This is a genomic window from Isachenkonia alkalipeptolytica, from assembly GCF_009910325.1.
Taxonomy (GTDB): Bacteria; Bacillota; Clostridia; order Peptostreptococcales; family T1SED10-28; genus Isachenkonia; species Isachenkonia alkalipeptolytica.
Genome location: NZ_SUMG01000003.1, coordinates 131,159 through 153,322, shown reverse-complemented (window position 1 = coordinate 153,322; position 22,164 = coordinate 131,159). Strand labels below are relative to the sequence as shown.

Annotated in this window: 12 protein-coding genes; all 12 read right to left on the bottom strand. The window is 36.5% G+C overall.

The genetic code is table 11. The features are described from left to right. Positions 1-42: 42 nt before the first annotated feature. Positions 43-2,106: a DUF262 domain-containing protein gene (locus ISALK_RS04150; protein WP_160719360.1), complete on the bottom strand. Its 2,064-nt coding sequence runs from the start codon at positions 2,104-2,106 to the stop codon at positions 43-45. An 80-nt stretch (positions 2,107-2,186) separates the two neighbouring features. Beyond that, positions 2,187-3,590, bottom strand: a complete 1,404-nt coding sequence (locus ISALK_RS04145; RefSeq protein WP_160719358.1) for a hypothetical protein — start codon at positions 3,588-3,590, stop codon at positions 2,187-2,189. Positions 3,591-3,694: 104 nt separating this feature from the next. After that, positions 3,695-4,279 (bottom strand): hypothetical protein, encoded by a 585-nt coding sequence (locus ISALK_RS04140; protein ID WP_160719356.1) that lies wholly within the window; start codon positions 4,277-4,279, stop codon positions 3,695-3,697. Between the two features lie 5 nt (positions 4,280-4,284). After that, entirely contained in the window at positions 4,285-6,330 is a 2,046-nt protein-coding gene (brxL, locus tag ISALK_RS04135; protein WP_160719353.1) for a protease Lon-related BREX system protein BrxL, read from the bottom strand. Positions 6,331-6,351: 21 nt separating this feature from the next. After that, on the bottom strand, positions 6,352-7,968 hold the full coding sequence (locus ISALK_RS04130; RefSeq protein WP_160719349.1) for a RecQ family ATP-dependent DNA helicase: 1,617 nt from the start codon (positions 7,966-7,968) through the stop codon (positions 6,352-6,354). A gap of 13 nt (positions 7,969-7,981) precedes the next feature. Next, a complete protein-coding gene (locus ISALK_RS04125) occupies positions 7,982-8,950 on the bottom strand; it encodes a hypothetical protein (protein ID WP_160719345.1) in 969 nt (322 codons plus the stop codon). A 15-nt stretch (positions 8,951-8,965) separates the two neighbouring features. Next, positions 8,966-10,669: a nuclease-related domain-containing DEAD/DEAH box helicase gene (locus ISALK_RS04120; protein WP_160719340.1), complete on the bottom strand. Its 1,704-nt coding sequence runs from the start codon at positions 10,667-10,669 to the stop codon at positions 8,966-8,968. A gap of 17 nt (positions 10,670-10,686) precedes the next feature. Then, a complete protein-coding gene (pglZ, locus tag ISALK_RS04115; protein ID WP_160719338.1) occupies positions 10,687-13,251 on the bottom strand; it encodes a BREX-1 system phosphatase PglZ type A in 2,565 nt (854 codons plus the stop codon). 15 nt (positions 13,252-13,266) lie between these two features. Continuing rightward, positions 13,267-16,944 carry a BREX-1 system adenine-specific DNA-methyltransferase PglX gene (gene pglX / locus ISALK_RS04110; RefSeq protein WP_160719336.1) on the bottom strand — a complete coding sequence of 1,226 codons (3,678 nt, stop codon included), beginning with the start codon at positions 16,942-16,944 and terminating at the stop codon, positions 13,267-13,269. Positions 16,945-16,956: 12 nt separating this feature from the next. Then, entirely contained in the window at positions 16,957-20,544 is a 3,588-nt protein-coding gene (gene brxC / locus ISALK_RS04105) for a BREX system P-loop protein BrxC (RefSeq protein WP_160719334.1), read from the bottom strand. 36 nt (positions 20,545-20,580) lie between these two features. Further along, a complete protein-coding gene (locus ISALK_RS04100) occupies positions 20,581-21,162 on the bottom strand; it encodes a DUF1788 domain-containing protein (RefSeq protein WP_160719332.1) in 582 nt (193 codons plus the stop codon). Then, the gene (locus ISALK_RS04095) at positions 21,159-21,758 is read right to left on the bottom strand and encodes a DUF1819 family protein (RefSeq protein WP_160719330.1); all 600 of its coding nucleotides are present in this window, start codon (positions 21,756-21,758) and stop codon (positions 21,159-21,161) included. Before ISALK_RS04095 ends, ISALK_RS04100 begins: the two co-directional genes overlap by 4 nt. Positions 21,759-22,164: the final 406 nt, after the last annotated feature.

Sequence of the window (22,164 nt, the reverse complement as noted above, 5' to 3'; positions counted from 1 at the left end):
ACCTCCCTGGGTGTATAATTTAGTATTAATTTGCGAAACGCCTTACCCTTCATTCATATATTTTATTACTAGCTCATCTTCAAGATCAAATACCGTGAGCAGTTGTTTGAGTCTTTCAAATTTCCCGTTATTATCAATATTTGTTTCGATATAGTAGTTATCATTAATCTTTCTTGGCTCTCTTAATCGCATCGCTTCTGCATCTTTGGTTAAACCAATCTTTAAGGATAAATCTGTAGTAAAAAAAGTATCCGGTTGTAGTTCAAACAGCTGTCGAATAACTTCCAAATAAAGCTTTGAAACTTGATTTGTTTCTATCTTTTGGTCAAAAAATATAGCATAATCTAATTTCTTATGTCTTGGTTCTTCAGCATCAAAAATATTAACCTCTCCGTTTTCTTGGTTTTCATCAAGCTCAACATCAGGATATTTCCATATTTCAAGAAACCTACTACTTAATCTTTCATACCTTCTTTCAAGCTCATTAATGCCCCATTTCTCAAATTTTGCAAGGTCCTTGTTAAGCCAAAGTCTACTATCACCGTATCCATAGTCAGGCAAGTTCTTTTTTTCCTCAAAAATTTTATTGCTTAACTTTCCGTTGTTTCCAGAAAGTGTTAAGTTCGATAGCGTATTTAAATAATTTTCTTTAACGGCTTTATATTCTGCAGGTTCCAGTTTAATCTTCCATTTCGGATCCGGGTTTTGTGGGAAGATGTGTTCTACCGTAATCTTATTATTATCCAGGATACTAACTTTTTCTGAATTATTGTGGTTTTCTAATCGTTCAAGTAAATAAATCCTATTCTTTGATTTTATATTATAGACATCTTTAACTTTAAGGCTTTCGAGAACTTCCTTATCCCCAGGTAATCGCTGGGACCCTTTCTTAACTTTAAAAGCACGTTGGATAGATGGAAGATAATCATTTTTCTCTACTTTTTCCGATAAGTTCATAAAAATTTTGTTAAGGGCATTCGTAGGAAGACCACAAATAAATCTTCGCCAAGTAAAGGTTTGTACCAGCTCCAAAATACTTATAAAACATTCTTTGTCTATATCCTTTTTACAATAATCATCGTAAACCTTAAGCAAAAATGGAAATGCGACATTTATTTCCAAGCGATCAATGTATTCCAGTTGCTCCTTTATATCCTTATCCGTTTCGTTTTGTGGGTTTATCAACTTGTTGTAATGGCTTACATATTGTTTCATTTTCATCAAACTTGATTCCAGTACATTAAATGAAGATGTAGGATATTTCAGCTTAAACTCTTCATACACACGTTTTTTATTCGGTATTCTTTTATTTAATAGGGTAAGATAGTCTCGAATAAAATCCGACACTTTGCTTGTGTTGCTTTTTTCTTCTTTAGCGTATTCCTCTATAACGGTCCAGTACTCTTCATATATCTTCTTTTGCTGCGTTCTTTCTAATCCCATTAAAATATAATTTCTAATTAAGTCTGCTTGAGTTAACTCTAATCCTGTTGAGTTTAAGCTTTCGAAAATTCTCTGGGGGTTGTCCTTATCCCTGTCTAGAGAGATTTCAACAAACATTAAATTCCCTAACCCTTTTAACACATATTGGTAGTTCTTCTCATTGATACTTGCTTTAAGAAAATCATAATTATCGATTACCTTAGAATATTTAGGGAAATTTTCATTTTTATTTTCTCTAAGAAGAAAGGTTAATGCTTTGTCGTTCTCATCCGTTGCCCTGAGCTTGATTTTTTCTTTGCTTTGATCAAACTTATTGATGAGATAAGTCTCATATACTTCGCTTTTCAACTCTTCATCCTCTAATTCAATTGCAAGTTTATATAATGCTACATAAATTAACGTAAGGGTTGTTAAACGTTGCTGGCCATCAATGATTGTCAATTCTTTGATCCTTGAGGAAGTATAAATATCATCATGTATGTACACAATACTACCTATAAAATGGGTGTCTAAGCTTTCTCTTGAACCCACCTCTAAAATATCTTGAAACAGCTGGCGACATTGATTAATTGTCCAATCATAATTACGCTGATATACCGGTATTACATATTTGGTTTTATTTGCTGATAAGAAATCTTCTACTCTGGTTTCATTTGCTTGCATCAATTATCCTCCTCTTTAGCATTTAATTGTAATTCTTGTTATTACTATTAGCTTATTAGCTTCATCGTATAATTTAGTGTTTATTCAAGGCACCTATTAGGAATTTTTATAATATATTCACATGCATTACACTTCATCTTTTCTCCCTTCGGATAATCTTCATTGAAGTGCATAGCATAACTACCACAATCCGGACAGTAATCCCTTCTATAGTTTCCCCTTTCTCCAGATCCACAATTTCTACACAAATAGTAATTGTTTACTTTTACTTTATCAACTCTATTGTCTATCGTCTTGTTACAACACCAACAATGGCTGATATAAATGTTTGTATTTTTATCACATTGATCTTTACAGTAGAATACGGTTCTTCTGTATTTAGCCATATTTTTAGCATACTTTAAATCCGGTACAAGTGGTTGTCCGCATTTGCTACACTTTAAAGTATTTCTTATCTCATTGAGTCTATTAACCCAACCACTTAGGCCGTTAACAAACTCTTTATCCTCTTTTGAGTGGAGATACCCACCAATATCAAGAATCTCATGAAGTGACCACTCATGCCATTTCCGTCCTATATTCGGATATATAGGATAATCACCCGCTTCTTTTGCAGGACAACTACTTCCTAAGCGCGGACAATAAATTGTGTCTTGTTTTTTCCATTCTCTACCTTCACAATACTCTACTTTTGTCTTAGAGGAATAAAAGCATTTAGGAAGCAAATATTTTGCATTAATTGGTTCTTCCATATTTGTGGCACTTTCAGCTACAAACTTATTCAATAACTCTTTAAATTTATCTAATTCTTTACTTTTATATTGCGTATTGGGGCTTTCATTAATTAAATCCAAAATGGAATTAACTATAGGATCGCCTTCATTTAAACCGTTTAGTACTTCCATGTTTCTATTATTGGATAAGCGAATATAAATGGTTTTTAGTTGTTCAGACCGTTCAAGCCTATTCCATTTATTAAGTAGATTTTCATCATCCAATGCAATATCCATTATGTATTTTCTCAACTTAAGTAATGTATTAACATGAGGGTTGTTTCTGTATTTTTTATTAAAAAACGCTGTCTCAGTAAACTCTTGTCGTTGGCTTTCAGTTAATTTATTAATTTCTCTTTTAGCAATATAATTTCCACTGCTTATTAAATAGAGAAGATCTTCCATTGCCTCTTTTTTTAGTTTGCTTTTAGTAGTCTGCTTTATTATTGCATAGCAAAAAGAAGCTATCTCATCTTCATCCAAATAACTTCTAATTAATTGTGATTCAGTTTTATAAATATTTGGCACTTTGTTTTTTAAATCATATTTATTTAGGTCTGCATTTGAATCGGAGAATTTATTTTCAATATATTTAATACCCTTATGATTACTGCCCTGATCTAATTCAGAAAAAGACTTTAAAGCACTTAACCACACGTGAGGCTTATCTGATTGAATATCATTAATTATTTTTTCTTCTCTACTATCCATCCATATTCCCTCCTTGATCTAACGCTCATCAATGGTAACCACAGCCTTAACTTCTGCAATTAGTCTGAATTACTCGAATCAAATTCCCACCTAAAGTTTTACCACTACATACAATTCTCCTTTGGATTTCTACAAAATTCTTGATAGATCCAATACAAAGCCCGCTCTTCTTCATATGTTACTTCATTGTATATATTTACCTCATTTTCAAAATAATATGCATAATTATCATCACCAGTTTTTGTGTATGCAGTGGATAACAAAGATATAAATAAACGATCCGGCCCACCATATCCACTGACTAACGTTCTAGCGATTTCGGAACGCAAGGATAAATCATCAATCAAATCATTAATTTTATTTATTCGGTTTTCCGGGTCTGGATATTTGTTATAGAAGCTACATAGTAACATTGTTTCATCTTCGCACAGCCAATCCTCACTTTCGATCATTGAATCATCAAAGTATTCATGATCAATTAAATCGAAAAATTCATTATAGATAATACCTAAAGTGAGAACTCTTAATTCTACAATTAATCGTTCTTCATCACTATTAAAAGTATTCATACCTCTACTGCTTATCATCTCCCAAGATTTCTTACACCAATCTAAACCGTCATCCGTAGCAAAAACATGAAACTTTGAATTCGCGAAGGATTTGATATCGTCCCAGTTTAATGATTTCATAGGCTCTACTCCACCCCCATCGCCTTAAACACTGCATCTTCCGGGCTCTGATAAAAAGATACCTGAAACTTTGCAAATAAATCCGGTGGTACCGTGGCAATATCCACTGCGGAGGCCATTGGAAGAAGGATTTTTTTCGCTCCGGCATCAAAACAAACCTGTAGCACGGTTGATAGTTCTTCCACTTTATTAATGGTTCCGCCGATGCTCATATCCCCTAAAACCACTAGCTGACTTTGTACCGGTTTTTTCAGTGCACCGGAACATAATGCTACAAAAGCAGCTAGCGTGAGATCCGGTGTCATACCGATACCTTGCATATCCTGTATATGCATTAAATAATCATTATTTTGAGTCGAGATGGTACCACTAATATTTTTCTTATTTGCTTTAAAGTAGTTAAATGCAGTAGAAATGTGTTCTTTAGCTTCCCGGTTGGAACCAAGCCCGGTCCGTTCAAACTTTCCTGTGCCCGGAACAACTTCCGTCTCGATTTTATATGCACCAATCATCCCTGAATCACCATGGGCGATAGTATAAACATGCCCTGCTTTCGATTGACCTTGAGGGATGAGCTTATCTCCACCTTGTTCCGGCACGGATACAAATTCCTCTTCGAAAGTGTCTTTATGGATATAGGAGAAGTGCACATCATAAAACTCCATGCCGCCAATTTTCTTCAATTGCTCCTTAACTCTTCTTCTGGTTACTAATGCATACCGAAGAATCTCTTCTAACTCTTCTTTAGTGTACTCACCATTTGGGTAAATTAATTTAATAAGCCCGGATACGGTTTTACGAACAGCAATGGTATCCCGTTGATTTAAATTGCTACCTAAATTGAAATATTGATCGGTTGCATCACTGAAGGACCTTTTACGCATATCTCTAAAAAACTCGGATAGGTAATCGGAAATAAATCCGTATTCCTGTGTAAAGAAGTCCGGTCGATATTTTGGGATTTCCCACCCCGGTACATAGGCATGCATACGATCAAAAAATGCTGAATCATAGGCCATCGCTTCCGGGAATGGATCAAACAGATGCGAGGTTTTTAATAGTACATCCACACTTTGATTAATGTTTCCGACAAAGACCATGGAAGCCGAGGCATTTTTCAGTTCTTTTCCCCGAGCAAAGGACCCCGATGCCATAAAGTCCTTCATGATCTGGACACCATCTTTGTCTTTAAAAGTGATTCCTGCCACCTCATCAAAAGCCACCACATCCCATAAACCGACCAAGCCGATTTTACGGGAACTCATATTATAAAATAGGTTCGCAACCGTTGTTTGTCCACCGGATATTAAAATTGAATTAGGGGAGATTTCTTTATACACATGGGATTTACCGGTACCTCTTGGCCCCAGCTCACATAGGTTATAATTGTTTTCCACTAATGGAATCATTCTGGCAAGCAGGTGCCATTTAACCTTATCTTCTAATTGTGTCGGCTCCATACCAATAGACCGAAGAAGCACAGCAATCCATTCATCCTTAGTAAACTCCCTGCGGCCATTAAATATTTCATTTAGATCCAGGTTTGGCATTTGAATGGGTTTTAAACTACCGATAAAAAACGGACTGGAATTTCTTACTTCCTCATCATAATAGTACTCTACTTTTGTAATACACCAGATTCCTCCTGCCAGCAGCTTCTCAAATTGCTGTACATAACCGGATCCAATTTCCACCCCTTTAATACCAAGATTAGAAAATTCCGCTTCATATACATCTTTCTTTTCGTTAAGCTTTACCGTAAGCTTATCAATAACGGTATAAATTCCGGCTTCCCGGATCTTTGATTTTACCTTTTCAGCTTCATCCGGGCGCACAAAATTATCCGAAAGGATGTTTTTAACTTTCTGAACCCCTTCCTGAATCATTTCTTCATCATCAGTGGCGCAATACATTCCGAGAAGGTACTCCAGTACGTATACCGGAACATTCGCTCCTTCTTTAATTTTTGTGGTAAGGTCTTTTCGAACTACCCTGCCGGAAAAAGTATTATTCAATTTTTGGTTTAATGAGATTTCGATGGCATTTCCCATGTAATCACCTCCGTTGCTTATTTATTTTACCTCAAGATTTAATCCCTTTTTGACAATCGCTTCAGCTTTCTCACCGCGTTCAATTGCTTCTACAAAATCTACAAATTCATTTAACCTTTTTTCTCTTTTTTCTTCTTGGTCATTTACAATTTGATTTAGTATGTCATCACTCAGTTCGTCATCAATTGCGTAGAATAGTGCTTTAGCTGGAGATGATACTAGTTTAAGCTCTCCTTGAGCACAAAGACTCCAAGTATTTGCCACCAAATCATTAATACTAATTCCTTTCTTTTTGCAGATGACCTTCGTCAGACCTGTTTTCGAGTATTTTTTAATATCCTCCAAAAATGCTTTCCCCGCATTACCACTGGCTTTAAAGCACTTATAGCTTTGAACACCTTTTGCTTTAACTTGTATAACTCCATATTCAACCAAAAGTGCAAAAGCAATACGTTTCTCATCAGTAAAATCTTCATTTTTGACTGATCCGAAATCAGCTTTCTTACCTGAACTTTTCTCATCGTATTCATTTTTGATACTGCTTTCTGAGCTAACAGAAGCTTGAATTAACCTTTTACGTCCAGATTTTGATTGATTGGATAGAAGTAGATAGCCATAAGCAGTTTTACCATCGCGTCCTGCACGACCGACTTCTTGATAATACTGCTCAATTGATTCAGGTATAAGATAATGAACCACTACTCGTATATCTGATATATTCACACCCATACCAAAAGCTGATGTAGCAAATACAATTTTAATCTCACCACTCATAAATCCTTCTAATACTCTATCTTTCTCTTTATCAGATATGTCAGCATCATAAAATGCACACTGTTCAAATTCTTTTGAGAAGCTTTCATACAGTGTTCTTGTAGTTCCTTTATTACCATACTTGCGATGTACAAATACGAGAATTTTATCACCTTCGTGTTTTTTAATTATAGCTCTTAGCTCAACTTCTTTCGTTTTATCTTTATTAGTTCCTAAGTTGTATAATTTCAAATCTAGATTGTTTCGCCAAAGGCTAGGACTTTTTATAACTTCATCAATTTCAAAATCATCGATAACTTGATTCTGATCATCATTATTTAATGTTGCGGTTAAACATAATACCCTAGGCCAATTATTCGGTCCAAAAACTCTACGCAGAAATATAGGTATATTTTTATAAGCTGGTCTGAAACCCTCCCCCCACTGTGATATGCAGTGGGCTTCGTCCACAACAATTAGGCCTATGTTATCCCTTTTTAAGTTTAAAACAAACTCTAAATAACCATCTGTATCTGCTCTCTCAGGAGATAAAAATATAAAGTCAGGCATTGAACCTTTTGCTATTTGCGTTAATACTTTGAATTGCTGTTGATAAGTTAAACCTGACATAAAAACGGAACTAAACCCTCTTTCTTCAAGTTCTGAGTGATGTTGTTTCATCAATGCGATAAGTGGCGAAATAACTATAGTGGTTTTTTTCAGCATTAATCCCGCAACCTGGTAGATTAAGGATTTCCCTTCACCAGTTGGCATTAAAGTAAGAACTCGCTTCCCATCTGTTAGCGCATCGATGCTTTTCTCTTGTGGGATGTGCAATTTTTTTATGTTCGGAAAATATTTTTTTATTATTGTTATTTTATCCATGATATTCTCCTATTTAAACGCTTTGATTGAATTTATTTATATCGTCGTTACCAGATAATGTAGCAATACTCTCTTTATTACACATAGTGACAAAAAGATAGAAATCGTTAGTTAGAACATAGCGATATTCAGTAGGAAATCGGATACCATAATGCTCATAGATATATTCATTAATTAAATTGTGAATTTTCTGGGTGTACAGTACAAATACATGATATGGATAATAGTAATTGTGTTCAGTTTCAATGATTCCAGTTTTTGATTTCATATCATCTTTTACCATAAGAAACTCTGATGATCCTGAACCCATATCAATTGTTTTTCTTTCTGATAAAAAATATAGTGCATAAAGTCCCTGTTTGAATTGACCTGGGAATCTATGGGGATATAAGGCGTTGAGAACTGTTGATAATATCCCGGTACCTATAACCCCCTGCAAATAGCAGCCATCCTCCTCTAACTTATCTAACCCAGTATCACTAAGCCTATCAAATTCCACAAGCCCAGTTTCATCAGCTAAATCTTTACATTTCTCTTCATATTCTTCAGCAAAAGTCATTATGTTGTAGAAAGTATCATAAAGCTCTTGCGGTGTGGAAATCTTGAACTTAAATTTCCAATCCCTTAACGCTTCTGATTTGCTGTTCAAGGTTTTTTGAATAACCGTACATTGTCGGCTCAATATACTTCCCTTAAATCCATCTACGTCTTCTTCATATTCTTCCATGGCTTCCATATTGAACAGTTCATAATACTTTTCATGTACTGTTTCATGTTTATCAATTAGGGTTTTAAAATGCTTTAAGATTGCTTGGTTTATATCTTCTGATTCATAATTGCTTCTTATATGTTCTGTGTAGTCTTTCATATATAGTCTAGTAGTATTTTCTACGTCTTTCCACACTTTTTCAAAATGTTCCTGTTGATTGATAAAGCCAAACTCAGAATCCCAAACATTACTATCCATAAATGATCTGATCATTCTCTTCACCCTCCACTAGCATATTTTTGCGTTTAACAACCTGGCTAAACCTTTTCTGTTTCTGGGTACGTTTCTGCTATTATCTAATTCACTTAAGTATTCTCCATAACTTCTTGCATCAATATCTTCGATCAAACTAACCTCAAGCAAATGTTTTGCTCTCGATGCCCCCACATAAAGCAACCTCCTCTTTTCTTGATCCAAAAGTTTTTTAAGAGATACATCAACAACAAATACAGCTTTTGCTTCCAGGCCTTTGAACTTTCTAACAGTTGTGAAAAGTATTTTGCCAATTTCTTTCGTATTAGTCACCTCATAACCTGCAATCTTTTCTACCTGCCCTAACATGCTGGTATCTTCTGTTTCAACTGTAAGCAGAGCAATTTCTTCAGGTTTGATACTCCCTTTAATCGCTTTCCTTATAAATGAAGCAAGATGCTGAGTCAGTTGCTTGTAATTTTGAATAAAATGAATCATTGGTTTTTCTCCATGGATTTGTGTTAATAGTCGGTTACTATCAATATTTAAAAGACCACATGACGTTTTAAATATTTCGGCAGTGTTTCTACAATTTTTATGAAGGATTAGTTTACATTCGGCATCGTTCACCCATTTAGGCATTATATTTTTCATAATGTATTGATTTCGATCATAAAAAACATAAAAAGAGCCTTTCTTAGCTTTTGTCAAAAGATAAATCTTTTCTATAATCTCATCGCTAATATCTTGGCCCTCATCGATAATGACATGATCATAGGGCCAATCCGAATTCTCGAAGTCTAATAAAAATTCTTGAAATACGTCAATGATATCATTTTGATCAATTGATGGATCTGCTATCATTTCGTAGGCTAAGGAATGAATATTATGATAGACAATTCCTGGTTGAGGATATGTCTCACGCAAATGAGCTTTAAGGAAAGTATTATAACAAAGGAACAACACTTGCTTCCCCTGATCTGCAAGCATTTTTGCCTTTTCTTTTGCTAAAAGTGTTTTCCCGGTACCCGCTAAGCCATGAATAACTGCAATGTCTTGTTCTTGCAAATAGTCCAGAATCAATGTCTGTTGTTTTGTCAGCATTATAAATGCAGCTTCAGCCTCAGTTATCGTTGACTGTAAGCTAGGGACGATTCTAAAATAGGGCATCAACGTTTCAATTACTTTCTTGTTTTCTAAAGATGTTAGACGTGTTTGAAAACCATGTCTTTTTTCCCAATACTCATAAGCAAGGTTTAATTTTTCGTTGCACCCATTTAGATCATCTTCATCAAAAATAATCTCATGTGAACACTCAGCAGGGAGTTTCATTTTTTGATTGATCTTGGCTGAAGTGAACCATACTGCATGACAGACCAATGGTGCTTTTTTTAAGGTAGAGATTTTGTTTAGGCGATCTAAAACTTCAAACCTGGTTTTTATAGCTTGAGTGAAGGGATGAATAGTTTTGGTAAATCCGGTAACGGAGTTGATTTGCCTCCATTGTCCATTATCAAATTCTATCCCACCAGATTTAACCTCAATTACTAAGATACCTTTTTGAGGATGAATAACAACGAAATCAGCTTCCCCTAAGGTACGGTTTTCTTCAATGCTCACCCAGTTATAGGAATGAAAAATTGTATATTGGTCATTTAAATGTCTCAATGCTTCATATGCTTTAAGCTCTCCAAAACTTGAGTTAAAGTCTTTAGGTATTGTCGGAATGAAAACTGCCATCAAATCACCTCTCTTGTTTAAAACCCAAAATCATCATTAATCAGCAAATCTATTGAAAACGGTATCTTCTCATAAATCTTTTCCACTTTCTCTTCTTCGTCTTCCATAACTAAATAATAGGTTTTGGCTTTATCATACGTTTTATTCTTTAGGGTAAACTTCTCTTTAAAGGTTCGTTCTTCAGGTTTTTTTGATCGGCTATCGGCGATGATGATGTTTTCATTGGAGATACGCTCTCCATGTTCATCAATGAAGTATATTTTTAGTGAAACCGATAGTTTTTTCTCATCGATGGGTTCTTCCTGGAAGAAGTCAAGATTAAAGATTCGGTTTGTTACTTTTCGTGTGATATTTGTAAGACTTACCCGTACTTTCTTTGCTTTGTACTCATCTTTACGGATGTTTTTAAACTGGATCATCGGAATAAAGATTTCTTGTAGGGACAGACCTCCATGTACAAAATTCGCTCCACTTCCCGGTACCTTAAATCGGAAGTCTCCCTTTGGTACGATAGCTTGTAGCCCTTTAGGTTCTTGCAGCAAATGATCCATAGAGATGCTTACTGTATCGTCTAAGTGCAGTTCTTCCTTCGCCAAGATATATCGTCGTTTGTTCTCCAGTATTTTCCCGCTGTCTAATTTTCCTTTTTGAATTTTATCCATTTCCATCAACGGGGATCGCCGGTAGATAAAACCGTGATCTGCCGTAACGATAATATTAGTTGCAGAAACATGATTTACAAGGTTTTTCGTAAGTAGTACGATTTCATCAAAAGCTTTTTCTACACCGGCAAAAACTTCCCGTTCCGTTGCTGCATGGTCCCCAAAAGCATCGATAATATTATGGTAGATATAGATTAATTTCTTCCCTTTAAATACATCCTTATACTCCTGTTTTTTCATCTCCAACAGATCTTTTCCGAGCATAGCGATACTTTCTGAATTCGCATTTTGTAGAATTGCTGTCCGATTTTCCGTACCTTCCGTACTGACACCGTCAATCACATACCCTTTGTCTTCTTTATAAGACAGTGCTTTCCCCGGAAGAATACTTGCCATACCTAGATTCGTAGCGGAGGGGATAACGCCTTGCAACCCTTTTAACTTCGTTGTCCCCCGCAATTCTTTATTAATTTTAACTTCCAATTCCTTAGCAGCTTCAAACCGAAGAGCATCAGAAATAATCACAAATACCCGGTCACCGCTATCCACTAAGGGAGCTACTTCTTTTTGATAAAAATGCTGTTGCTTATTATAAGCCGGAAGCTCCTGTCCATTTAATAAATCCTTTTCATATAGCTTCGGCCAGAGATAGGAAAGTTTTTTCAGGAATCCCTGGTTGTACGTGTTTTCGATAAGATCTTTTAAACTGCTTAAAAGCTCCTTATCCTCCAGTTGGTCGTAATGGAAATAGAACTTTCGATAACACTGATCCACAAAGTAGTAGCTTTTCTCGTAGTTCTCCATCATGGCTTCCGCGGTGGTCTCTACAAAAGCATCTTCAATGCTTTTTATTTTTTCTAAGAAAGATAATGCATAATACAAGGTTTCATAGGTAATTTCAAAATGACTGAACCAATGGGTTTTCCTTCGTTGGTTGATCACTTTTCGGTACCGATCATACTCTCCTACATTTTCAGTAAGATTCCGAGCGATCCACTGAACAACCCCTTCATCAATACCCTTAAACGTATCCTGTTTTGCCAGTTCTTCAATCTTCCATTGGTTCATATATTCCTTAAAATTGATCGCTTCTTCCACGTTTACTGCCATTTGGTCATAACCCGTCTTAAAAGAGCGGTCATTCATCAATTGATTGACAAAAACCAATACGTCATTAGGCTTGGTTGATAGATAAGTCTCCCAAGTTTCAGGGATCTTCTCTCCGGTGGTATAAGAGAAATGGGTAACCAAAAGCATGGTTATGAAAGATTCCATAGTCTTTTCTTCCCGGTGATAACCGTAGTACTTCTCAATTAATTTCCAGAGGGCTTCTTCGTCTCCAAATTTTCGAATCTCCACCATCGTTTTATCGGTACTTTGACTCTCTTCTATCAGTAACGCTTTCATAACTTCATCCAGTTTTGGAAAATCTGCTTTCGTAAGCGCTGCTAAAATCCCAATTTCCAGATCTTCCTCATCTTGAATGGAAATATTATAACTTTGAAATTTTCGGTACCTTTCCTGATTATTAAAAAAAGTCGTATGCTTTTTAAATACAGGGGTTAAGTGTTCCTCTTCCACTCCCAGTTCTCGCATAATCAGAGAGGCTTTGTCGGTAAAAAATTCGCTGCTGTATTTTAAAATATCCATCAACCAATTATCCCGATTACTGGGTTTTGCCATAGGGGAATAAATCAGATAGTTGGATGTAGGGTCTTCCTTCTCCAGTGTGTATTTAATGGAAAAGGCATTATTATCTTCCAGTATTAACACCTTCCCCCCTTGCAGTTCCAGTTTCGGAATGTCTTCTACAAACTCCTTTTCTTCATCATACCAAAAGATGATGCTTCGACTCCCTCCCCTGGGGATCTTTTGTTGAAAGGACTCTTCCAACTTCTTTTGTACTTCCGTAAGATTCATATCAAACACTCCTCGCTAGATCTTTGTCAAAAGGTTCTCCTTTAAAGGTTTTTTACCTTCCCCTTGAGGAATCTCCACCCCTTGGAATTTTTCGTAGTTTACTTTTACTCCGTCGTCCAAATCGAAATCAATCTTTTGGTTTGCCACATGACCAATAGCCTGGTCATACACTTTCAGTTCATCAATCTTTTTCAGTAACGTTTCTTTTTGTTTTCGAAGCTTTCCAATTTCCGACTTACTGGTTTCTTCATTTGTCATTAAGTCATCAATTTGATAAGCCTCTGCTTGGTATTTCTTCTGCAGCGGATGAAGATACTCGGTTCGAAGTCTTGCCACAAGGTAAGGGTCGTAGCGATGCATATAGATAAGGGCTTTAAAAGCTCCCTGCTTACCGGATTCAAACTGCCAATAAATCGGTCGCTTTTTATAGATTCGCACATGATCTTTATAAAAGTCTTTTAGTAAGTAGCGACGAATCGCTTCCCGTGGCGTTTCTGTTTTTTTCTTTCCTAAAGCGTCGGCAATAAACTCTAAATTCTCATCCAAAGCTTCTTCTCCGAAACTGACTTTCACAAACTGTACTAACCGTTCTAAAAGGTCTTCTTCGAAGTAATCACCGTCAATGATCGGCGCGATATTGGTTTTTACTAATGGGATGCTGGATTCTTTCCATCCTTCGTCTGTGTTAATCATCCAATTTTCATCTTCTTCTTTGAAATGTTGGTCAAAGTTTCCACCTGCATATTGAAGGCCTTCTTCATCTAAGGAGTAACGGCCAAAAGAACAACCGATGGCGTAAGAAATAAGGGATTTGATATCTTTTTCTTTATCAGCTTTTCGTACGGTTACAACTTTATCTTCGACTTCGGGGGTTAATTCATCTTCCAAACCATAGATTTCGATGAAGATCCGGTTGAGTTCCTCTTCGTTTTCTTTCAACACATAGAATTGTTTTTCAGCAAAGTCTGACCAGTTAGAAAAAGCTAAAGTAATATGATTGCTTTCCTTTTGCTCCATGATTGGATGTATTTGAAAATCCCAGGAGGTTTCAAAAGAATCCCAGTCAGCTTTGGATATTGATATATTTTCATTGACAATATTATCAATTTCCTGTCTTTTATTCTCTCTTTCAGGCCATATTATTGGCAACCTACTGATATTTCCCACTTGGAAATTCAACGTTGGATTTTGAATTCTTAAAAATTCATATGCAAGTTTCCCTGATAAAAAACCTAATAAATAATTTATGTCTTTTTTCTTAGGAAACACCGATGAACCCCCAACGTCAAACAAAAATCCTGGAGGACAGTAACGTACACCAAAGTATGATGAACTTACAAATGACCAGGTAATTGATTCTCTAAAGTAATATTCCATGTTCTGAGGTCTTGACCGTAATTTTCCAGATTTATCTTTGAAATTTCTGATTTCAATTCCATCTTGCTCCCAGTTGACTAAATATTCATTGTTTCCATACCACCGTCTAAAAGACCCACCTTTGTTATAAGGAAACCATCTTAATTGACTTTCTTTAGCTTCAGTTCTAGATTCACAATCAAAACCAGCTTTTTTAATATTAATTTCACTCCAAAATCTAAGAAATTTATTGTTTTCACCTGTTGCTAAACCTTGTCTAGGTTCAGCAATATTCCCTAATGATTCTCCATTGGAAAAAATTTTTCTAGTTTGATCACTTGCCCAATAAGCAATTGGGCTACCAGGAATCATCTTAAATTTAACAGATTCTGTTTCGTTGTATCTATGATCCTTAATCGGAAACTTTTTTGGTTCATTATTTTTGATATCTTTTAATTCTACGTATTGATATATCCCTCTTACTTTACTAATGTTTTTTCTAAATATTGTTGCAGCTGTACCAAATGCAATACCCATAACCATATTTGCCATATGCGTCATAGTCAAAATTGAGTAATTCTGTAATACTTTGTTCCTGAAATTTTCAAAAGTAGAAAGGAACATCCATGATTGCATTGTCACCATAGCATTAAAACCATTCATTTTACTTAGATAAAACCCTTTTTCAATAAATGAAGCGAATAAATCACTTTTTGTATCTGGAAATGAGTCATTTAGATATGTTTGTAACTTTGAATCCATACCTTTTTTGCCCATATATGGCGGATTCGTACAAACTACATCATACTTCTCACTCATAATCTTAGCCTGCTTAATTAAAGGCTCTACTTTCTCAATAAGCAAATCTCTATATCGCAACTCATAGAAGTCCGTAGGTGTTTCATTTTTAAGTTCACCAACTCTTCTTTCTATTGCATCAAAATCAATAGGTTTCACTTTAAGTATAGACCCACACTCTTTTGCATCTTTAAAAACTGATACCAAATACTCTACATCCTCTTTACGAATCAGTTTCTCCAGTTCTGTGTTTTTCGGGCTCACTAAATATTCAATAGCTTCTTTAGGAATCCCATTGCTTTCCTGAATAGCACAAACATTAAGTTTCACCTGATCTCTAAAAAATCTTCTATTCCTGCTTCTCCCTTTCATAAGTAGGGCAAATGACGCCAGTTGTCCTGCCCTATCGTCAATATCTAGGCCATAAAGATTTCTTTCAATGATGGTTTTTGGTATGTCCCGCTCATTATACCCTTGTTTTTGATAAATATCATATAGCACATCAAAGGCATACACTAAAATATGTCCACTTCCCATGGCAGGGTCTAAAACTGTAATGGTTTCAGGATCAAGGTTTGGATCTTTAAGCTCATCTAATTGTGCTTGAACCTCCGGCTCCTGCTCGGCTCCCTCTAGGTAATACTTAAAACTCTTTTGAAGTTCTTCATCCGGGTGTGATTCTAACCACAATCTACCTAAAGAGTTTTCAATCATGTATTTTACAATCCATTTAGGTGTGAATAACTGGGTTGCAGCAGGAATGTTTTCCTTTGTAATCTTTTGATTTTTCTTCAGCCCTGCAAAAACCTCATCCTTTTTCTCCGAAATATAATACTGATAGAGCCATCCAATAATCTCTATTCCATGCTCTCCGTTATCTTCTTCATCTTTTTCGCCGCTTACTTCGATCATCCAGTCATACTCTTCAATACTGGTAACCAAATCACGAACAACCGAACCCTCTGCTAGAAGTTTATCCGGCAAAAGGAGTTCGGTGTAGTCTCCAATTTGTTCAAATACTTGAGGCATAATTTTCCCTAATTGGTTACACTGCTTTACCAATAAATACTTGTAAAGATCCTCTCTATCTCCTGTTTCTTCCAATTCGAAAATTTTCTTTCGGTGTTTATCTTCATTCTCCACATCCAAATTAATTTGAAGAGCATGGGTTAGGATATCCGGTTCCGTTTTTCCCTTTTCCTCTGAGGATAAGACCCTTGTTTTGGATGGAAGATATTCATTGATTTCCATAAAACGAATGGCGATAAAACGGTTAAACCAGGTATAAGCAACTTCTTCAATCAGCTGCTCATACCCTTTTTCACTCAGTTTTTCTATCAGTTTTTTTCGTTGAGATTTTTCGAAGTCCTTAAATACTCGTCCGTTCTCCCGTCCTTTAATCCGAAAACCTCCGGCGAAGTCCTGAATCTCATGGGTTTTTCCCTCTTCAATTCCCACTTCATAGGCCTTTTGACTAACTTCTTCAATTAATTGTCGTCTTGCCCTTACGGCAAAGTTTTTAATGGCAGTTTTATTCATTTTCGTCCCTCCCTAGGAGAATGTGATCTTGGTATTATTTTTAAGTTCTTCTTTTAGTGTTTTGCGAATGTTATCCACCAGTTCGTCCACCTGTTCCTCGGTTTCTATTTCCTGTACGGTGTTAAACAGTTCTACGGCACTGATTCGTTTTTTCTGTTTTGGTGGTGCCGGCTTATAGGGAGGAGGCGTTTTTTCTCCGGGCTTTACCTTCGGGACCTCATCTACCTTTTCCCGTTCTTTTCGAGCTTCTTCTTTTTTCTTATCCAATTCTTTTAAACAAGCGGTTTTAATGCGATCAGCCTCATCTTTTTTCGCAATTACTTCATGGAAGTTTTGTGCGGATTCCAATCGGCTTCGAAGACTCTTAAATTTCTCTTTACAAGGTTTTTCCAAGGTTTCCTTAAACTCTGAGGATTCCAACTCCTCCAAAACAATGCTTTCTTTTTCATCGATAATGACTTTTATCGGTTTTGCTTCTTTTTCCAATAGGTCCGTATAGCCCTCGACAAATTCATTGGAAAGGTTTGGTAATTCCTTTATCCTTGTATAGGGGGTACGATCCGTAACTATGTCTTCAATTTTCTTTACCAGATCGATTAGTTCTTGGTCCGTAACATAGGTTTCATTGGCATGATAAATCTTAAGCTTTTCCGCCGCTTTATCAAAAATTTCTTTTTGGTTATTGAAAAACCCTTTTACTTCCTTTACATCATCACTGTAATCTAGCAGTTCCTCTTCTAAATCCACCAGTTTTCGGTAAAATCCGGCGGGTTCTTTGATCTCTAAAATTTCTTTAAGAAGGGCTTCTCCGTCTTCCAAAATCCTTCGTCCCGGGTAGGGATAGTCTTTTCGCTGTTCGTAGCGAACAAGAAGGTTATTGATCTCACCAAGTTCTTCCTTCGCCAGTTCTTTCAACCGTACCATTAAACCATCTTCATCATCGGGTAGTGACGCATACCCGAAGAGGTCTTTTCCCAGTTCCTTTGCTATTTGCAGATGTTTTAAGTTGACTTTATCCCGTTTTTCAATGACCAGTCTATCGGTATACTCTTTTTTCGTTAGGTAGGTAATCAGGTTATCGTCCTTCGATTGGATGTATTCACTTCCCAGCTGAAAGCGGATTTCTTCTTTTCGTAGGAGTGCGATTAAAATCCCCCGAATATCGTTATCCAGCCACCCATAAGGAAGTTTGCTGAAATGCTCCATTAAGGTTTTTGCCGTTATCGCCATACTTCTTTCCTTAGCCAGGTATACGTAGCGACGGACTTCATCCTCGGCTAAGTGATTGCCATTTTTTTTGTCTTCACCGAAAAATTCGATTTGGTTTTCATCATTAAATAACAGGTCATGTAAATCCTTATTGCTTTCCACAAATGCTTTAACGTAGCTTAGTTTATTATAGATATTGTTTACAACGGCTTTTAACCCTTCATTGATCCGTTCTTTCGGGCTTTTGGTTTTCATATCCAGTTTTTGCGAGTTCACATAAAATTCCGCTTCTCGTAGGGCTTCGGTTAATAAGTGCTTTACCCGCTCACTACGTTCGGTTCGTTCACGTCCCTTTCGGATTTTAATTTCATCAATGCTGGTATTCCCTGTTTGTCCGCCTTTTCGTTGAAGATATGTGGTGATTTTTTTCACTTCCTCCATTTCAGTAATGGCAGCAGTGTCTTCCGGCAGTTTAATGATTAAGTTATTTTCCCTGGAGGACATCATTTTCATTTCCTGCTCGGTTAAAGCCCCACCCATATCGAAATAGGGAGTGATGATCTTGATGCCAAATTCATGGTGAGGATTGGCGATGTGTCGATCATCAATGATTTTATTAAAGGAAAAGTGATACTTATGGTTATACTTAAATTTATTTTCCCCGTAGATTCCAGTGAAAATCTCTTCCCCGATTTCTTTAATGACTTCCTTAATATCCACCTGAATTTCTTGGATTTGTCGGTTTACATCCTGCTCGTCATTGGTAAGAAAAATATATTCCTGGCCATTTTTCTGAATTAGGGTCTCTCGAATGAGCTTCCCTAAGGACTGCTCAATAGCCTTTTTAATTTCGATTTTATCGTCATCAATGTTTTTCACAAGAAGGGTTGCAAGGTTTTCAATATTGGCCGGAATTTCTTCCACCCATTTAATTAGGAATAACAGCTTTAATACTTCCACATCGAAGCTGTTTAATCGGTCGTTGTCCTCTGCATGGATCATCACGGTACGAACATCATGATCCAAAAAGGTTTCTATGGTTTCATAAAAGGAAGAAAAGGGTACAAGTACGCCTGCTTCTTCGTCTTTTACTTGAACGGCGGTTTCTTGATAGGCACTAAGTAAGGACCGCTCCCCTTCCGACAGGTGTTTTCCGCTGGCTCCATGACGACGGATCGCCGTGAATACACTTTGTAATAAATTAAACTGATAGGGTATAAAAGGATAGACCGATACAAAGTCTTCCGCATTTTTGTAGGTTTTCATTTCAGCCGTATCGGCACTAAAGGTAATTAGGTTGTTTAGGACCGCTTCTTTTTCATTATAAATCAGCTCCAGGGTTTCCTCAGCCGGTTCACTTTTGGCAAGAATACGTTTTTTAATAACCTCGTCCACGTTACCACTGGATAATGAGAGACGGGTATTGAACCGTCCTTGAATCTTGGAAAAGTCATTGCCTCTAACCTTACTACTGATAGAGTCGATGGCCTGTTGAGAAGTAACCACCACCCAAGCTTTTCCGCCGCAGTACGTACCCAGATCTTCCACTACGGTTTGTAGGTTTAGCATTAAGTTGCTGTCTTCTCCGATATACTGACCCATCTCATCTACCAGAAAGATTACATGATGCTCTTGATCTTTTGCTTCAATATATTCTTTTACTTTGTTCGCGAATTTTTCCACACTTAAGGAATAACTGTCCTGAGCCTTATTAAACCAATTACGTGCAGCATCTTCGCTCATTTTTGTGGTAAGGGTTAAGGCTTCTACGATATCGTCCTCAATGAAATAGTATTCATCCCGCATTTCTTCCCAGGGCTCACCGTTAATTTCTTCGAACTTGCTTTTAAAAGCCCCGTAAGTTCCTTCCTTGGTCATTAAGCGCTCCAGGTCCGCAAGCCATGGACTGGCTCCGGAGAATCCCTGCATTTCGTTAAAAACTTTATTAAAGACTTTCACAATCAGTTCTTTATCACTTTTGGTATCGGAATCGGATTTAGAGTCGATATTAAATAATATTACATCAGAGCTGACATTGCCGGCTCTTGTAATATCCGCCATCACCATGGGATCATCAATCTTATCAGTAAAATACTCCACGGCTTTCTTGCCGTTTACGGTTCGGTTTTTTAACAGATAGGAAAGGATCTTTAAAAAGTGAGATTTACCGGAGCCGAAGAAACCGGAAATCCAGATCCCCATCTTATCCGTATAATCGCCGATACCTTCTTTATAAGCATCAAAAAAACGACTAAAGTGCCGATCCAGCTCTCGAGTAACCACATACTCTTCCAGCTCCTGATAGACATTTTCATCGTCTTCCTGTCCGATTTTTATAACACCTTTAATATCACGATCGATCTCTTTATTAAACATCTTGTGCAGTTTCATTGTTTGTATTCCCCCTTTTAGATTAATTTCAAATAATTATTCCCCAACCAGCTGAAAGGCACGATAATAATTCTGATCGTTTATTTCATTAAACAGTGAGAGCTCTCGACCGGTATAACTACCTGGATAAAACATTACCACAGGTACATGATCAATCACCGAGTGAAGGACATTCAGTACCGTATGACTTCGAATGAGAGGCCAGGCTTTTCCTACTCCGGTTAGAAATACAATTTTGTCATCGGCTAGTCGCTCTTTTATATACTTTACGATTAAATCGTTTTTCATTGTTAAGCGAAGAGTGTTTTTAATCGGTTTTACCAAAGCTTCCGTACCCTTTTTCTTTTCCATGTCGAAAACCTTTTGAAGGTAGCCTTTATCTTCCAATATATCAAGCATCATTTCGTATAAATCAAATTCCTGTATTAACGTCTCTCCACCGGATTTTGTGCATTTCTCCTTTAACAGTCTTATATGATCCCGAACCAATAGTTCCTCTTTCGGGTCATAATCAAAAATGTAGAAGCCGATTTCATTACCCAATCCTTTACCTTCTAAGAATCTTGGGTCTTCAATGATCGGTTTGATCTTATCCAGCTTTTTTAAGATATCACTCATTGTCTCACTCCTTGTAAAATCTTTACATAATCTTCATCCCCAACGGCTTTAATACTTTCTTCCAAATCATAATCAATAATCGCCGGTTGGATTTCAATGTCCTTATTCACACGCTTAGCGAGTCCCGCTTCCACGAGTATTCGCTTATAAACCTGGGTTAACTTTTTATAGGTGTAATCTGTCCAGGTACCCATCACTTCCTCCTGTTCCCTCTTTCCCTGATAAAACAGATTAAAGTCTTTAGCGGTCACCCGGTGATCCCCTAGTATTAGTTTGTCCCGGTACACCTCCTGCATGAAAGCGAGAAAAAGCTGGTCTTTTTTCATAATGCTATACAGCGTAATGAGTTTTCCGATACTGCTGTGTTTTGTAGTAATCATTTCCATTAATGCTTCATCCAGTTGACTTAATCGCGCCACTATTTCTGAAGCAATCGCCCGTTTTCGGTTATCCGATTTAAGCATAAAGATGTTATCTTCCCGTATGCGTTCTTTAATTTCTTTATCATTGAAACCTTCCAACCTCAGTTCCGAAGCTTTTTTCAGCTCTAAATGCAGAAATGAAAGTGATTTAATTGTAGACTTGTATTTTCCCATTAGTTTCCATTCCTCTCCTATTTGATGGCCAGTTTTTATATGTTTATTATATCATTGGAGAAGTAGCAAGACTATGGGTTTGAAAAATTTGTTATAAAAGTTTTATACTATACCGGTAACATCTTCTGAAATTTACATACCTTACCATATTATTCTACAAAACCTCTATCAAACCCTTTATTTTTAAAGAATTCACAACGAAAACCATTCGACATGGTTTTCGACATTTTTTGTTTTCCAACAAAGAAAGTAGCCACAGATAATCATTAAAGGTTCTTAATCCTATTTAAAGAAATGGATTTAAGAACCTTTGAGTAATTGCCTAATGCATAGTGAGGTGAAAAACCGCTAACCATAAAAGAAAAACCAATCCCATTTTTCATAATGGCCTCCCTATTAATTTTTT

What these genes read in the sequence shown, in the direction of transcription:
- ISALK_RS04130 (WP_160719349.1), bottom strand. Translation starts at nt 7,968, where the DNA reads ATGGATAAAATAACAATAATAAAAAAATATTTTCCGAACATAAAAAAA.
- pglZ (WP_160719338.1), bottom strand. Translation starts at nt 13,251, where the DNA reads ATGAATCTTACGGAAGTACAAAAGAAGTTGGAAGAGTCCTTTCAACAA.
- ISALK_RS04120 (WP_160719340.1), bottom strand. Translation starts at nt 10,669, where the DNA reads ATGGCAGTTTTCATTCCGACAATACCTAAAGACTTTAACTCAAGTTTT.
- ISALK_RS04100 (WP_160719332.1), bottom strand. Translation starts at nt 21,162, where the DNA reads ATGAGTGATATCTTAAAAAAGCTGGATAAGATCAAACCGATCATTGAA.
- ISALK_RS04145 (WP_160719358.1), bottom strand. Translation starts at nt 3,590, where the DNA reads ATGGATAGTAGAGAAGAAAAAATAATTAATGATATTCAATCAGATAAG.
- brxC (WP_160719334.1), bottom strand. Translation starts at nt 20,544, where the DNA reads ATGAAACTGCACAAGATGTTTAATAAAGAGATCGATCGTGATATTAAA.
- ISALK_RS04150 (WP_160719360.1), bottom strand. Translation starts at nt 2,106, where the DNA reads ATGCAAGCAAATGAAACCAGAGTAGAAGATTTCTTATCAGCAAATAAA.
- pglX (WP_160719336.1), bottom strand. Translation starts at nt 16,944, where the DNA reads ATGAATAAAACTGCCATTAAAAACTTTGCCGTAAGGGCAAGACGACAA.
- ISALK_RS04125 (WP_160719345.1), bottom strand. Translation starts at nt 8,950, where the DNA reads ATGATCAGATCATTTATGGATAGTAATGTTTGGGATTCTGAGTTTGGC.
- ISALK_RS04095 (WP_160719330.1), bottom strand. Translation starts at nt 21,758, where the DNA reads ATGGGAAAATACAAGTCTACAATTAAATCACTTTCATTTCTGCATTTA.
- brxL (WP_160719353.1), bottom strand. Translation starts at nt 6,330, where the DNA reads ATGGGAAATGCCATCGAAATCTCATTAAACCAAAAATTGAATAATACT.
- ISALK_RS04140 (WP_160719356.1), bottom strand. Translation starts at nt 4,279, where the DNA reads ATGAAATCATTAAACTGGGACGATATCAAATCCTTCGCGAATTCAAAG.